The following is a 14,707-nucleotide window of genomic DNA, read 5'->3' as shown; positions in this document are numbered from 1 at the left end:
GGTAAGTCGTGAGAGCGGGCGGTATGGCCCGCGCAGCCCCTGTCCTGACAAGTGTCACCGCCGCGTCAAAGAACGCGTCGGGAGGTATGCCGGGACATGTTGCAGGCGGTCAAATCCGCAAATCCGGGAAATGGCGATGAGCCGTGGGTCGGGCGCTCCATCGAGCGCGTCGAGGACGCCGCGCTGCTCTCCGGCCGCGGCCGCTTCATCGACGATCTCGGTGTTGCGCCTGGCACGCTGCACGCGACGATTTTGCGCTCCCCGCATGCACACGCCGATATTCTCTCCATCGATGCTGAAGCTGCAAAACGCCTGCCGGGCGTTGCCGCGGTTCTGACCGGCAGCGACGTCAAGGCCGTCACCACAAGCCTCGTCGTCGGCGTGAAGGCGCCGGTGGAGTGCTGGCCGATCGCGATGGACCGCGTGCGCTATGTCGGCGAGCCCGTTGCTGTAGTGGTCGCGACGGATCGTGCGCGCGCCGAGGATGCGACGGAGCTGATCAACGTCGAATATCGCCCGCGCGGCGCCGTCGTCGATCCGCTTGGCGCGATCGCCGCAGGCGCGCCCGTGCTGCATGACGGCTTTCCCGGCAATCTCGCCAGCGATCGCTCATTCCGGTACGGCGAACCTGAAAAAGCCTTTGCGGATGCGCCGCATCGCTTCTCCATCGACATCAGATATCCCCGCAACTCCTGCACGCCGATCGAGACCTATGGCGTCGTCGCCTCGCACGATGCCGGCGAGGACGCCTATGAGGTGCTCGCCAATTTCCAGGGCCCATTCAGCATCCATACGGTGATTGCGCGCGCGCTGAAGGTGCCGGGCAATAGGCTGCGCCTGCGTACGCCGCCGGATTCCGGCGGCAGCTTTGGCGTCAAGCAGGGTGTGTTTCCCTACATCGCGCTGATCGCTGCTGCGGCGCGTATCACCGCGCGGCCGGTGAAATGGATCGAGGACCGGCTCGAGCATCTCACCGCCTCGGTGTCGGCGACCAACCGCGCGACGACGCTGTCGGCGGCGGTGGCTGCCGACGGCAAGATCCTCGCGCTCGACTGGGACCAGGTCGAGGATTGCGGCGCCCACTTGCGTGCGCCCGAGCCAGCGACGCTGTACCGCATGCACGGCAATCTGACCGGCGCCTACGACATCACCCACGTCAAGGTTCGCAACCGCGTCGTCGTCACCAACAAGACGCCGACCGGCCTCAACCGCGGCTTTGGCGGGCCGCAGGTCTATTTCGCGCTCGAGCGGCTGGTGCAGCGGATCGCCATCGGGCTTGGCCTTGATCCGCTCGATGTGATCAAGCGCAATCTGATCGATGCCGGCGCGTTTCCCTATCGCACCGCGACCGGCGCGTTGCTCGACTCGGGCAACTACCAGGAAGCGATTGTGCGGGCGGTCGAGCAAGGTAGGCTTGCCGAACTCAAATCGCGGCGCGACGAGGCGCGGGCAGAGGGACGCCTCTACGGCATCGGGTTCACCGCCGTGGTCGAGCCCAGCGTCTCCAACATGGGTTACATCACGACCGTGCTGACGACGGCTGAGCGCCGCAAGGCAGGTCCCAAGAACGGCGCGCAGGCGACGGCCACCGTCGGGCTCGATCCGGTCGGCAGCGTCACGGTGCATGTGGCGTCCGTGCCGCAGGGGCAGGGCCATCGCACCGTGCTGTCGCAGGTCGTCGCCGACGTCTTCGGTCTCCAGCCGAAAGACATCCGCGTCAACACTGAGATCGACACGGCGAAGGACGCCTGGTCGATCGCGTCAGGGAATTACGCCAGCCGTTTTGCCGCGGCGGTCGCCGGCACTGCAAAGCTCGCAGCCGAGCGCGTTGCCGGCAAGCTCGCGCGCATCGCGGCGAGCCAGCTCAACGTCGAGGCGGCGGACATCATCTTTGCAAAAGGCTTTGTCGCCTCGAAGCATAATCCGGAGAACCGGATCGCGTTCTCGCGTGTCGCCGCGCTCAGCCACTGGTCACCGGGCTCGCTGCCTGACGATGCCGGACAGACCATCCGCGAGACCGTGTTCTGGACGCCGCCGGAGCTGACGCCGCCTGATGACGAGGACCGTATCAACTCCTCGCTCTGCCACGGTTTCATCTTCGATTTCTGCGGCGTCGAGATCGATCCGACGACGCTGGAGACGCGGATCGACCGCTACGTCACCATGCACGATTGCGGCACCATTTTGCATCCGGGCATGGTCAACGGCCAGATCCGCGGCGGCTTTGCCCAGGCGCTCGGGGCCGCGCTCCTCGAGGAATATGCCTACGCCGAGGACGGTAGTTTCCTGACGGGAACGCTCGCCGACTATCTGCTGCCGACCACGACGGAGGTGCCGGAGCCCGAGATCATCCACATGGAGACGCCGTCGCCGTTCACGCCACTCGGCGCGAAGGGCGTGGGCGAGGGCAATTGCATGTCGACGCCGGTCTGCCTCGCCAATGCGGTGGCGGATGCGCTCGGCGTTGCCGACATCACCTTGCCGCTGGTGCCCGCGCGGCTGGCCGAACTGGTGCGCGGCGCCGAACCGCCGCCGCCTGCAGGTGGCGCGACCGCGGCGCCCGTGCGCGAGGGGGACCGGCGGCTGCGCGGCGAGGGGCAGGCGTCGGTGAAGGGCGCGCCGGAGCAGGTCTGGGCGATGCTGCTCGATCCCGCGATGCTGCAATCCGTCATTCCCGGCTGCCAGCGCGTCGACAAGGTCACCGACACGCATTTCCGTGCCGACGTCACGCTCGGCATCGGCCCCGTCTCCGGCCGCTATCGCGCCGACGTGGAGTTGTTCGACCTTGATCCGCCGCGCGCAGTCACCTTGCGCGGTGGTGCCACCGGCGCGCTCGGTTTCGGCAATGCCGAGGGGAGGATCACGCTTGCGCCCGACGGCAACGGCGGCACGAAGCTGACCTACAGCTACGACGCTGCGATCGGCGGCAAGGTCGCCAGCATCGGCGGCCGTCTGCTCGATGGCGCGACGCGGGTGATCATCGGCCAGTTCTTCACCGCGCTCGCGCGCAAGGCCGGCGGCGGTGGTGCCGCGGGCGGCGGCTTCTCGCTGTTCGCGCTGCTGGCCAAGGTCGCGAGCCTGTTCGGGGGGCGCCGATGAAGCCGCCCGCATTCGACTATCTCCGCGCCGAAAGCGTTAGCGATGTCCTCGAAGGCCTCGCGCAGCAGGGCGGCGATGCCCGTGTGCTCGCGGGCGGGCAGTCGCTGATGGCGATGCTCAACATGCGCCTCGCCAAGCCGAAGCTCTTGATCGACATCATGCGGATCAGGGAGCTGGGCCAGATCGAGCGGAGAGGCGATGCGGTGGTCATCGGTGCCGGCGTGCGCCAGGCCGATCTGCTGGCTTGGTCGGGCTTAGCCGAAGCACTGCCGCTGGTGGCGCTGGCGCTGCCCTGGGTCGGGCACATGCAGACCCGCAGCCGCGGCACCATCTGCGGCTCGCTCGCCCATGCCGATCCCAGTGCTGAGATGCCGCTCGCGCTGGTCGCGCTCGGCGGCGAGGTGTTGTTGCGCAACGCCAGGCGTCGGCGGCGCGTGGCCGCAAAAGACTTCTTCGCCGGCATGATGCTGACGGCGCGCAGCGACGACGAGCTAATCGAGGGCATCTCGCTGCCCGTTACCAAGGGATCGCGCGTCGCCTTCCGCGAGGTCGCGCGCCGGCATGGCGATTTCGCCATCGTCGCCTGCGCCGCGATGAAGACGCCGACGGGTGTGCGTCTCGCCGTCGGCGGGGTCGCCGACGTGCCGACCGGGCGCGACTGGCCGCGGCTGGAGGGCAGCGCGCTCGATGACGCCCTCAACGCTTTTGCCTGGGAGCTCGGCGCGCGCGACGACGTCCACGCCAGCGCGCGCTACCGCCGCGACCTCGTGCGCATGATCGGCCGCGACCTGATCGGCGAGGTGCTGCAATGACACGTCTCAAGGCCGACCGCCGGCACGCAATTCGCTTCACGCTCAATGGCAAGCCTGTCGAGGGGGAGGCCGAGCCGCGCATGCTGCTGTCCGATTTCCTGCGTCACCAACTCGGCGCGACCGGTACGCATGTCGGTTGCGAGCACGGCGTCTGCGGCGCCTGCACTGTCGTCGTCGACGGCATGCTGACGCGGTCCTGCCTGACGCTCGCCGCGCAGGTCGACGGCTGCGAGCTCAGGACCGTCGAAGGGCTCGCACCCGCGGCCGACCGGCTCGGCGTGCTGCAACAGGCATTCCGTCGCAACCACGCACTCCAGTGCGGCTTCTGCACCGCCGGCATTTTGATGTCGCTCGACCATTATCTCGCGAAGAACCCAAATCCGACCGAGGCGGAGATCCGCGATCTCCTCAGTGGGCATATCTGCCGCTGCACCGGCTACACCCCGATCATCAAGGCGGCGTTAGATGCCGCCGCCGAACTCACTTCATCCAACAAAGAGACGTCTGATGCTTGATCTCGCCAGCAGCTTCGTTGCCAGCGCCGCGCGCGATCCCCACGCTATCGCCCTGGTCGACGGCGATCTCCGCCTGACCTACCGGCAATGGTACGACAAGATTTCCGCGCTGGTGGCATCGTTCGACCGGCTTGGCCTGAAGCCCGGCGACCACGTCGTCACGTTGCTGCAAAACCGCTGGGAAGCGGCAACGCTGCACTGGGCTTGCCAGTTCGCGGGTCTCGTCGTCACGCCGATCAACTGGCGCGCCAAGGCCGACGAGCTCGATTACTGCATCGAGAATGCCGAAGCCTGCGCGGTGTTCTACCAGGACATTTCCGCCGAGGCCATGCAGGGCTCAGCGCTGGCAGGCAAGCTGCTGCGGGTCTCCGTCGATCCCGGAACGGGTGAGGCGACGAGTTTCGCCGATCTGATCAAGAACGCTGCGCCGGATGCCGAGCCGCGCGTCGGCGCTGATGCCTGGTCGATCATGCTCTACACCTCGGGCACGACCTCGCGCCCGAAGGGCGTGCCGCGGCGGCATCGCGCCGAGCGCGCCGCCGCGATCGCCCATGTCGCGCAGAACCTCTACGGCCGCGGCGAGCGGACGCTCGGTGTGATGCCGCTCTACCACACCATGGGTGTCCGCTCGCTGCTGGCGATGTCGCTGATCGGCGGCACCTTCATCTGCCTGCCGCGCTATGACAGCCGCCAGGCGCTGGCGCTGATCGAGAAAGAGGAGATCACCAATCTCTATCTGGTGCCGACGCTCTATCACGACCTCGTTCACCACGAGGCCTTTGCCAAGACCGACGTGTCGAGCGTGCGCAAGCTCGGCTTCGCCGGTGCGTCGATGACCGATGGCCTGCTGAAGAAGCTGAACGAGGCGTTCAAGCCAAACCTGTTCGTCAATCATTACGGCAGCTCGGAGATCTACACCTTTACGATAGATCAGAACGCCGCGGCAAAGCCCGGCTCGGCCGGCAAGGCGGGGCTGAACCAGCACGTCAAGGTCGTGCGCATCGGCGCGCGCTCGGTGGCGGAGCTTGCCGCCGTCGGTGAGGAGGGCGAGATCATCGCCACGCTTGCGGGCGACGAGGCCTTCGAAGGCTACTGGCGCCGCCCCGAGGCCGATGCCAAGTCGCTGCGCGAAGGCTGGTACTTCACCGGCGATACCGGCTACGTCGATCCCGACGGCGATCTGTTCGTCACCGGGCGCGTCGACGACATGATCATCACCGGCGGCGAGAACGTCTCGCCGGTCGAGATCGAGAGCTGCCTGTCGCTGCACCCCGCCGTCGACGAGGTCGCGGTGGTCGGCGTCGCCGATGAGAAGTGGGGCAAGGTCGTTGCCGCCTTCGTCAAGCGCAACCGCGCCGTATCCGAGGTCGAACTGGAGCAGTTCTGCCGCACCTCGGGCCTTGCCAATTTCAAGCGGCCGCGCCGCTACGTCTTCGTCGACGCGATCCCGAAATCGCCGGTCGGCAAGCTACTGCGGCGACTGCTCGTTGCCGGAGAATACGAGGCCGAGCGCCTGCCGCCGTCGGACGCCGCCTGATCATCACTCCATCAACAGAAGGAAGCCAAAATGCCGTCACCCTATAAATTCGCCGATCTCAGGCTCGCCAAGCTCGATGGGTTCAAGGTCGAGATCGACGAGGCGCATGAGCGCGCCGACATCATCCTCGGACGTCCACCCTACAACGTCGTGGCGATGCCGCAGCGCGACCAGCTGCGGCTGACCTTCGAGACGCTGGATGAGGATCCGCGCGTCCGCGTCATCGTGGTGCGCGGCGAGGGCGAGCATTTCTCCAGCGGCGGCAATATCGGCGGCTTCATGGAGGCGAGCCCCGAGCATGTCTCCAAGCTCGCCTGGAACATCGCCGCGCCCGCGCGTTGTGCCAAGCCCGTCATCGTCGCCAATCGCGGCTATTGCTTCGGCGTCGGCTTCGAGCTGTCGCTCGCCTGCGACTTCCGCATCGCCTCTGAGACCACGCAATACGCGCTGCCGGAGCAGAAGCTCGGCCAGATCCCGGGCTCGGGCGGCTCGGCGCGCCTGCAGAAGATGGTCGGCATCACCCGCACCAAGGACATCGTGATGCGCTCCAAGCGCATCTCGGCCAAGCAGGCCTATGAGTGGGGCATCGCCACCGAATGCGTGCCGGATGCCGAGCTGGAGAAGGCGACCGACAGACTGGTCGACGAGCTCCGCACCTTCTCGCCGCTGGCGCAGCGCACGGCCAAGAAGCTGCTCAACGACACCGAGGACTCGACGCTCGCCATCGCGATTGAGCTGGAAGGTCACTGCTACAGCCGCCTGCGCCAGTCCGAGGACTTCAAGGAGGGCGTCGAGGCCTTCAACGCCAAGCGTCCGCCGAAATTCACCGGCCGCTGATACGCGACGCAAACGCACTGCTGCGGTTCGCCATGGCGCGGACCGCGGCGCCATTCAAACGGGGGAGGTAAAACAACATGGCTGAGATGGATATGCCGGTCGCGGGTGCGCAAGCATCGGCCGATAACAAGCAGATGGTCAATGCGATCATCGCATCGGTACTCGGATGGGCACTGGATCTGTTCGATTTGTTCATTCTGCTCTACGTGGCGCCGGTCGTCGGTGCACTGTTCTTTCCGTCGAGCAATGCGGCTCTGTCGCTGGCGGCGGTCTATGGCTCATTCGCGGTGACGCTCTTGATGCGGCCGCTCGGCTCGGCGGTGTTCGGGCATTATGCCGACGTGCATGGCCGCAAGCAGGCCATGCTGATCGCCATCATCGGCGTCGGCCTCAGCACCGCGGCGTTCGGCCTGCTGCCGACCATCGCGCAGGTCGGTGTCATCGCGCCGATCATCTTCCTGATCCTGCGGCTGGTGCAGGGCGTGTTCGTCGGCGGCGTCGTGGCGTCCACCCACACGATCGGCACCGAGTCAGTGCCGCCGCAATGGCGTGGCGCGATGTCGGGACTGGTCGGCGGTGGTGGTGCCGGCATCGGCGCGCTGCTCGCGTCGTTCATCTTCCTGATCACATCCTCGGTGTTCCCCGGCGATGCCTTCGCGGTGTGGGGCTGGCGCTTCATGTTCTTTTCGGGTCTGCTGAGCTCGCTGCTCGGCTGGTTCATCTTCCGCAACCTCGAAGAATCTCCTTATTTCAAGGAACTCAAGCGCCAGCAGGGCAACAAGCAGGCAAAAGTCTCGAAGGCACCGGTCAAGGACGTTTTCTCCGGCGAATATCGCGGCGTGCTGCTGGTCAACCTTCTGATCACCTTCGGCGGCGGCGCCGGCTATTACCTGACCTCGGGCTATCTGCCTAGCTTCCTAAAGGTCATCAACGCGGTCCCGAACCAGACCTCGTCGCTGATCCTGATGGGGGCGAGCGTCTCGGCGTTCTTTTCGGCGGTGCTGGTCGGCGCGATGAGCGACTGGATCGGTCGCAAGAAGACGTTCCTGCTGATCGGCGCGCTGGCCGCGGTGCTGCTGCCGCTGTGCTATCTCAATCTCGCGGCCGCCAAGGACACGACGCAGATCACGCTTCTTGCGCTCGCCATCGCCTTCATCGGCAATGCCGGTTACGCGCCGGTGCTGATCTTCCTCAACGAGCGTTTCCCGACCGCGCTCCGCGCCAGCGGCACGGGCCTGTCCTGGAACATCGGCTTTGCGCTGGGCGGCATGATGCCGACCTTCGTTTCGCTGGTGAGCGCCAGCCCGGCGCAGATTCCGATGTCGCTGGCTTATTTTGCTGTCGGCGTGTTCGTGATCTACCTGATCGGTGCGGTCGTGATCCCCGAGACCAAGGGCAACTTCCGCTGAGCCTTAAGCCGGCGCGGCTGCTTTGCTGCCGTGCCGGCTCGCTCAACGTATGACGAGACGGAAATGGATGAGCTGCATTTCGACGATGTGATCGTCGGCGGCGGGTCGGCGGGCTGCGTGCTCGCCAGCAGGCTTTCCGCGGACGGACGCCGTCGCGTACTCCTGATCGAAGCCGGGATGGACACGCCGCCCGAGGCAACACCGCCGGAAATTCTCGACAGCTATCCGATGCCGCTGTTCTTCGGCGACAGATACATCTGGCCGGGCCTGTCGGCGGCGGCCGGCCGCAATGCCGCGGGCAAGCCGGTCGTCCGTGCCTATGAGCAGGGCCGGGTGATGGGCGGCGGCTCCAGCATCAACGTGCAGTCGGCCAATCGCGGCCTTCCGCGCGATTATGACGAGTGGCGCGATCTCGGCGCGCGCGGCTGGGGATGGGCGGACGTGCTGCCTTACTTCCTCAAGCTCGAGACGGACCTTGATTTCGATGGCCCGTTGCATGGCAGAAGCGGTCCGATCCCGATCCGCCGGATCGCGCGAGCGGCGATGCCGGCGTTCGGCAAGGCCGTGGGCGAAGCGCTGTCGACGACTGGCCTGCCGTTCCGGAAGGACCAGAATGCCGAGTTCGAGGACGGCATTTTTCCGCCGGCTTTCTCCAATCGCAACGACCGGCGCGTCTCCACGGCCGCCGGCTATCTCGACCCGGCAACCCGCACGCGGCCGAACCTGACCGTCTGGGCGGACAGCTCGGTCGAGCAGCTCCGGATCGAGAGCCGTCGCGCGACCGGCGTGGTGGTCGCACGTGGCGGTCAGAAGCTCAGCGTCGGTGCCGGCCGCGTGATCCTCACCGCAGGCGCGCTGCAGTCACCGGCGATCCTGATGCGGGCGGGCATTGGCCCCGGGGCGGCGCTGCAGGCGCTCGGCATTCCCGTCGCCATTGATCTGCCCGGCGTTGGCAGCAATCTGCGCGATCATCCCGCGCTGACGTTCTGCCAATATCTGCCGCGTCCGCTGCGGCTGCCGCTGGCGCGGCGCCGTCCCAATTTCGCGGCGATGCGTTTTTCGTCAGGACATCCCGGCTGCGATCCGTCCGACATGTACATCACCGCCTCGGCGCGCGGCGGCTGGCATGCGCTTGGCACGCGGCTCGGGCTTTATTTCCTCTGGTGCAACCGGCCATATTCGAGCGGTTCTCTCACGCTGGCGAGCCGCGATCCCTGGACCTATCCGGTTGTCGATTTCAACCTGCTGTCCGATGCACGCGATCTCGAACGGATGGTTGCAGCCGTCCGGCTGCTGGCGAAGCTCGTGGTGCATCCGGCGCTCAACCCCGAAACCGGTGACTTCTTCCCGGCCTCCTACTCGCCGCGCATCAAGCGGCTGAGCCGTTACGGCTCTGCCAACCGCATCATCGCCGCGATCCTCGGGCCGATGCTCGACGTGCCCGCGGGTCTCAGGCAACTCCTGATCCGGCTCGTGCTGCTCAACGGCACCGCCTTCCAGGCAACGCTCGCGGACGATCGCGCGCTCGAAGCCTTCGTGCGGCAGAGCGTCTTCGGCGTCTGGCATCCCGTGGGCACCTGCAGGATGGGCGATCCCGCCGACCGGATGGCGGTGGTCGATCCGCAAGGGCTGGTGATCGGCAGCGAGAACGTCTTCGTGGCGGACGCCTCGATCATGCCGCGGCTGCCGACCGCCAATACCAACATTCCCGTGATCATGGCGGCCGAGAAGATCAGCGATGCGCTGCTGCGACATCATTGATCCCTTTTCCCTGATCGCCTTTCGGTGTAGCTCTGCGCGCGCCTGAAACGGTGGGGCGCTGAGCCCGCCGATGACCGAAATCATGGAGACCTGGGATGTATCCGAAAGTTCAAATGTTCATCGCCGGCGAGTGGACCGACGGTACGTCCGGCAAGTCGGAGGACATCCTCAATCCCGCCACCGGTCAGCCGATCGGCAAAGCCCCGCACGCCTCGAAGGCGGATCTCGACCGCGCGCTGGAAGCCGCCAAGGCCGGGTTCGAAGTCTGGCGCAAGACGTCGCCGTACGACCGCTACAAGCTGATGCGCAAGGCTGCCGACATCATCCGCTCCCGCGCCGCCGAGATCGCGCCCGTGATGACCATGGAGCAGGGCAAGCCGGTGGTGGAAGCGCAGGGCGAGACCATGCTGGCCGGCGATCTCATCGACTGGTTCTCGGAGGAAGCCCGCCGCGCCTATGGCCGCATCGTGCCGCCGCGGATGGGCAACGTCTCCCAGCTCGTGACCAAGGAGCCGGTCGGCCCGGTCGCCGCGTTCACGCCGTGGAATTTCCCGATCAACCAGGCTGTGCGCAAGATCTCGGCCGCGCTCGCCGCCGGCTGCTCGATCATCGTCAAGGGTCCGGAAGAGACGCCGGCAAGCTGCATGGAGCTGGTGCGCGCCTATGCCGATGCCGGCATTCCCCCCGGCGTCGTCCAGCTGGTGTTCGGCGTGCCTGCCGAAGTGTCGGAATATCTCATTCCGCATCCGATCATCCGCAAGATTAGTTTTACGGGCTCGACCGCAGTCGGCAAGCATCTGGCCGCACTCGCCGGTCTGCACATGAAGCGCGTCACTATGGAGCTCGGCGGTCATGCGCCGGCGATCGTGTTCGCGGATGCCGACCTCGACAACGCCGCAAAAATTCTCTCGGCGAACAAGTTCCGCAATGCCGGCCAGGTCTGCGTCTCGCCGACGCGCTTCCTGGTGCATGAAAGTGTCTACCAGCCCTTCGTGGACAAGTTCGTTGCGGCGGCCAAGAGCCTCAAGGTTGGCAATGGCCTGGACAAGGAGACCCGCATGGGTCCGCTGGCGAACCCGCGCCGCGTCGACGCGATGGAAGGTCTGGTCTCCGACGCCGTGCAGCGCGGCGCCAAGGTGCAGGCCGGCGGCAAGCGCATCGGCAATGAAGGCTTCTTCTTCGAGCCGACCGTCATCACCGACGTGCCGCGCGATGCCCGCATCATGAACGAGGAGCCGTTCGGGCCGCTTGCTCCGATTACCTCGTTCCGCAGCTATGATGAGGTGGTGGCCGAGGCCAACCGTCTGCCTTACGGCCTGGCGGCCTATGCCTACACCACCTCGACCAAGACGATGCAGGCGATCGGTGCCGACGTCGAGAGCGGCATGGTCTCGATCAACCACCACGGCCTCGCGCTGCCCGAAGTGCCGTTCGGCGGCATCAAGGATTCCGGCTGTGGCTCGGAGGGTGGTCTCGAGGCGATCGAGGGGTACCTCAACACGAAGTTCGTGACCCAGGCGAGCGCGTAAGGTCCACTGCGTAGGGTGGGTTACGTTTGCGCGAACCTACTCTGCGGCACTCGTGCCCCGGACGCAGCGCAGCGCTCTTAGCGGTGCGCTGCAGAGCCGGGGCCCATCTCACCTCAAGTCCCTTGGTTGCCATCTGGGTCCCGGCTCTGCGCAGCAACGCCAACGCGTTGCTGCGCGTCCGGGACACGAGAGTGCGTGCTTCTCGAAACTAAGCGCGCACCACTCTCAATTCGTCGGTCCATCACCCCTGATCGCAAACGTCGTGGCCTTCAGCTTGGTCATGCCGAACTTGTCGAACAGCTTGTCATAGGTGCCATCAGTGCGGATCGCGGTGAGGGCATCGGCGACGGCCTGGGCGAGCAGCTTGTCGCGGAATGCGAACGTGATATCGGTGCCGGCGATGTCGCGGACCCAGATTTTTGCGATGCCCTTCTGCTCCAGCGAGTTGGCGGTCTCGTTGATGTTCAGCGCCGCCTCGAGCTGGCCGGCGCGCAGCGCCGCCGAGGTGGCGGTGACGGTGGTGAAGGTGCGCAGCTCGATCGGCTTGAGGCCCTTGGCCTCCATCGCGGTGCTGAACTCGCGCGCCTTGCGCTCGGTGTAGGTCGCCGATTCCACGCCCACCACGCGGCCGGCGAGATCCTCGAATTTTTCGAGCTTCAGGCTGGAGGAGGGGTCGGTGTAGATGCTGATCGCCTGCTGCGCGTAGGGCACGAGGTAGAGCATCTTCGAGCGCTCCTCGGTCCAGAACAGGCCGGTGTTGATGGCATCGAAGCGGCCGGAGCGCAGCGCCGGGATCATCGGCGGGAAGTCCATGCGCAGGAACACCGGCTCGACGCAGATCCGCTTGGCGATCTCGCGGGCGAGCTCGACATTGAGGCCCTGCAGCTCGCCCTTATCGTCGACGAATTGCTGCGGCGGCAGCGTCGGATTGATCGACATCTGCCATTTCGGCGCCTCGATCAGGCTCGAGGCCGGTACTTTCGGCGTGCAGGTCTGGGCGCCGGCGGCCTGCGTCAGGCCGACCAGAAGGACGAGGGCGGAGATGGTTTTTGGAAATCGCATCTGAATACTCCGATCAAATCGTGGGTGGCAGAGGAGCCGTTCTCCGGTCCGCGTCTTCTTCATTGTCTCGGCATGTGGCCGCCGCAGCATCGGCTTGCCGTGTCAGGATCAGCGAGATGTGACGGGCGGCGGTCACCACCTCGTCGCGCTGGTTGAGGAGGTCGAGCGTTTCGACGACGATGCCGCGCGCGGGGTTCTTGGTCGGCCGCTTCTCGACGAAGCGGAAGCGGACGCGCAAGCTGTCACCGGCAACGATGGGGCCCTTGAATTTCACCTCGTCCCAGCCGAGCGAGGCGACAGAGGTCTCCTCGTACAGCTTCAGCTCCGACTTCAGCCCTTCCATCAGCGACAGGCCATACAGACCGTGGCCGATCACGGCGGGAAAGCCGCGCGAGCGCGCATAGGCGCCGTCGATATGGAGCGGGTGGTGATCGCGCGTGACATCGGCGAAGACTGCAATATCAGCCTCGGTCACGGTGTGCACCGCGGTCTCGAACTCCGCGCCGAGCGCGATGTCTTCGTAACGCAGATTGATCGGGGCGCTGACGTTCATGCTGATCCCTCAGGCAACCTTCCGTGGCCGCGCCGGCAGCGCCTTGAAGCTCTGCGCGATCCCCATCGGCCCGGAGCGGAAGATGCGCGGGTCCATATCCCTAAGCTGCGGGCTGATGCGTGGGCGAAAGCCCATATGGGCGAGGATGTCCTCCTCGAGGCGCACGCCAGGCGCGATCTCGGTCAGGGTCACGTGGCCGTTCTCGAGCTCGAACACGGCGCGCTCGGTGACGTAGCTGACATGCTGGCCGCGCTGGGCGGCGAGCGAGGCGCTGAAGCTGATCTGGCCGACTTGTGGGACGAACTTGCGGAAGGCGCCGTCGCGCCGGATCGCGAGGCGGCCGTTCTCGACGCCGATGTCGAACTTGCCGCCGGTCATGGTGCCGCTGAAGATCAGCCGCTTGGCGTTCTGGGTGATGTCGATGAAGCCGCCGGAGCCGTCGCGGCGCTCGCCGAAACGGGTGACGTTGACGTTACCGGCTTCATCAACTTCCGCGAAGGAGAGGAAGGCGCAGGAGAGGCCACCGCCATCGTAGAAGTCGAACTGATAGGCCTGGTCGAGAATGACGCGCGGATTGATGGCGGTGCCGAACTCGCGGGCGTGGCCCGGCACGCCGCCGACCACGCCGGACTCCACCGTCAGGGTGATCAGGTCGGAGATGCCTTCCTCGGCCGCGACATTGGGGATCATCGCGGAGATGCCGACGCCGAGATTGACGACGTCGCGCGGACGCAGCTCGAAGGCGGCGCGGCGAGCGATGACCCGGCGTTCGGTGAGCGGATCGGGCGTGATCATCGCCACCGGCACGCGCGTCTCGCCGCAGCGCGCGGGATCGTAGGCGGTGCCGTAGGTCTGCATCTGATCGGGCTCGAGCACGACATGGTCGATCAGGAAGCCCGGGATCTTCACCATCTGCGGATGGATCGAGCCGCGCTTGACGATGCGCTTGACCTGGCAGATCACCGTGCCGCCGGCATTGTGCACGGCCTGCGCGATCGAGAGATCCTCGCGCGTGGTGCCCTCGTGCTCCATGCTGATATAGCCGTCCTCGTCGGCCGAGGTGCCGCGAATGATGGCGACGTCGGGCGGGGCGGGGACGCGGTAGAGCAGGTACGATTGGCCATGCAGCTCGAGCAGGTCCACCAGCGGCGCGGTGGTGCGCTTGTTCATGCGGCCGCCGTCCTGGCGCGGGTCCATATAGGTGTTGAGGCCGACATGGGTGAGCACGCCGGGATGCTTCGCAGCCATGGCGCGGCAGAGCTGGCTCATCACGCCTTGAGGGAAATTATAGGCGTCGATCAGCTCGTCGCGGACGAGGCGCATGAACGGCACTTGCAGGCCGAAATTGCCGCCGATCACGCGCGCGATCAGGCCTTCATGGGCGAGATGGCAGAGGCCCTTCTCGGTGACGGCGCCGACGCCGGTGATGTTGATCAGCGTCAGATTGTGCGGGCCCTGGCCGCCGAGGAAGCGCTGCTCCAGCGCATCGAGGATGGCTTCGGCCGCGCCCGTGCCGCCATTGCCGCCGACGATCAGCGTGTCAGTGTCGCGTATCAGGCCTGCGGCTTCTTTCGCGGTGATGATGCTCAGCAT

General features: G+C 66.2%; 11 protein-coding genes. 8 read left to right on the top strand and 3 right to left on the bottom strand.

All coding sequences use genetic code 11. The features are described 5' to 3' along the window. Positions 1-96 precede the first annotated feature (96 nt). The 8 genes from JQ635_RS16195 to JQ635_RS16160 all read left to right on the top strand — a co-directional run bounded on the left by JQ635_RS16195 (position 97) and on the right by JQ635_RS16160 (position 11,499). A complete protein-coding gene (locus JQ635_RS16195; protein WP_211410836.1) occupies positions 97-3,099 on the top strand; it encodes a xanthine dehydrogenase family protein molybdopterin-binding subunit in 3,003 nt (1,000 codons plus the stop codon). Further along, a complete protein-coding gene (locus tag JQ635_RS16190) occupies positions 3,096-3,911 on the top strand; it encodes an FAD binding domain-containing protein (protein WP_211410835.1) in 816 nt (271 codons plus the stop codon). The genes JQ635_RS16195 and JQ635_RS16190 overlap by 4 nt, the downstream gene beginning before the upstream one ends. Next, positions 3,908-4,426, top strand: a complete 519-nt coding sequence (locus JQ635_RS16185; RefSeq protein ID WP_211410834.1) for a (2Fe-2S)-binding protein — start codon at positions 3,908-3,910, stop codon at positions 4,424-4,426. The genes JQ635_RS16190 and JQ635_RS16185 overlap by 4 nt, the downstream gene beginning before the upstream one ends. Next, on the top strand, positions 4,419-5,963 hold the full coding sequence (locus JQ635_RS16180; RefSeq protein ID WP_211410833.1) for an AMP-binding protein: 1,545 nt from the start codon (positions 4,419-4,421) through the stop codon (positions 5,961-5,963). The genes JQ635_RS16185 and JQ635_RS16180 overlap by 8 nt, the downstream gene beginning before the upstream one ends. A gap of 30 nt (positions 5,964-5,993) precedes the next feature. After that, complete coding sequence (locus JQ635_RS16175; protein WP_211410832.1) at positions 5,994-6,800, top strand: enoyl-CoA hydratase/isomerase family protein; 807 nt, start codon at positions 5,994-5,996, stop codon at positions 6,798-6,800. Positions 6,801-6,877: 77 nt separating this feature from the next. Next, the gene (locus JQ635_RS16170; protein ID WP_211410831.1) at positions 6,878-8,209 is read left to right on the top strand and encodes an MFS transporter; all 1,332 of its coding nucleotides are present in this window, start codon (positions 6,878-6,880) and stop codon (positions 8,207-8,209) included. A gap of 63 nt (positions 8,210-8,272) precedes the next feature. Beyond that, positions 8,273-9,970 (top strand): GMC family oxidoreductase, encoded by a 1,698-nt coding sequence (locus tag JQ635_RS16165; protein WP_211410830.1) that lies wholly within the window; start codon positions 8,273-8,275, stop codon positions 9,968-9,970. Between the two features lie 95 nt (positions 9,971-10,065). After that, positions 10,066-11,499: an NAD-dependent succinate-semialdehyde dehydrogenase gene (locus JQ635_RS16160; RefSeq protein ID WP_211410829.1), complete on the top strand. Its 1,434-nt coding sequence runs from the start codon at positions 10,066-10,068 to the stop codon at positions 11,497-11,499. Positions 11,500-11,724: 225 nt separating this feature from the next. On the opposite strand, the gene JQ635_RS16155 is transcribed toward JQ635_RS16160, so the two are convergent. From JQ635_RS16155 to JQ635_RS16145, 3 genes are read right to left on the bottom strand one after another with little or no spacing between them, the layout of a single operon-like run. Then, entirely contained in the window at positions 11,725-12,561 is an 837-nt protein-coding gene (locus JQ635_RS16155; protein WP_211410828.1) for an ABC transporter substrate-binding protein, read from the bottom strand. A 13-nt stretch (positions 12,562-12,574) separates the two neighbouring features. Continuing rightward, positions 12,575-13,114: a MaoC family dehydratase gene (locus JQ635_RS16150; protein ID WP_211410827.1), complete on the bottom strand. Its 540-nt coding sequence runs from the start codon at positions 13,112-13,114 to the stop codon at positions 12,575-12,577. A gap of 9 nt (positions 13,115-13,123) precedes the next feature. Then, on the bottom strand, positions 13,124-14,707 hold the full coding sequence (locus tag JQ635_RS16145; protein WP_211410826.1) for an acyl CoA:acetate/3-ketoacid CoA transferase: 1,584 nt from the start codon (positions 14,705-14,707) through the stop codon (positions 13,124-13,126).

This window comes from Bradyrhizobium iriomotense (assembly GCF_018130765.1).
In the GTDB taxonomy this organism is placed as follows: Bacteria; Pseudomonadota; Alphaproteobacteria; order Rhizobiales; family Xanthobacteraceae; genus Bradyrhizobium; species Bradyrhizobium iriomotense_A.
This window is presented reverse-complemented; position numbering and strand designations above follow the sequence as displayed.

Coding starts and splice junctions, on each gene's coding strand:
- JQ635_RS16195 (WP_211410836.1), top strand. CDS start 97: ATGTTGCAGGCGGTCAAATCCGCAAATCCGGGAAATGGCGATGAGCCG.
- JQ635_RS16190 (WP_211410835.1), top strand. CDS start 3,096: ATGAAGCCGCCCGCATTCGACTATCTCCGCGCCGAAAGCGTTAGCGAT.
- JQ635_RS16185 (WP_211410834.1), top strand. CDS start 3,908: ATGACACGTCTCAAGGCCGACCGCCGGCACGCAATTCGCTTCACGCTC.
- JQ635_RS16180 (WP_211410833.1), top strand. CDS start 4,419: ATGCTTGATCTCGCCAGCAGCTTCGTTGCCAGCGCCGCGCGCGATCCC.
- JQ635_RS16175 (WP_211410832.1), top strand. CDS start 5,994: ATGCCGTCACCCTATAAATTCGCCGATCTCAGGCTCGCCAAGCTCGAT.
- JQ635_RS16170 (WP_211410831.1), top strand. CDS start 6,878: ATGGCTGAGATGGATATGCCGGTCGCGGGTGCGCAAGCATCGGCCGAT.
- JQ635_RS16165 (WP_211410830.1), top strand. CDS start 8,273: ATGGATGAGCTGCATTTCGACGATGTGATCGTCGGCGGCGGGTCGGCG.
- JQ635_RS16160 (WP_211410829.1), top strand. CDS start 10,066: ATGTATCCGAAAGTTCAAATGTTCATCGCCGGCGAGTGGACCGACGGT.
- JQ635_RS16155 (WP_211410828.1), bottom strand. CDS start 12,561: ATGCGATTTCCAAAAACCATCTCCGCCCTCGTCCTTCTGGTCGGCCTG.
- JQ635_RS16150 (WP_211410827.1), bottom strand. CDS start 13,114: ATGAACGTCAGCGCCCCGATCAATCTGCGTTACGAAGACATCGCGCTC.
- JQ635_RS16145 (WP_211410826.1), bottom strand. CDS start 14,707: ATGCTGAGCATCATCACCGCGAAAGAAGCCGCAGGCCTGATACGCGAC.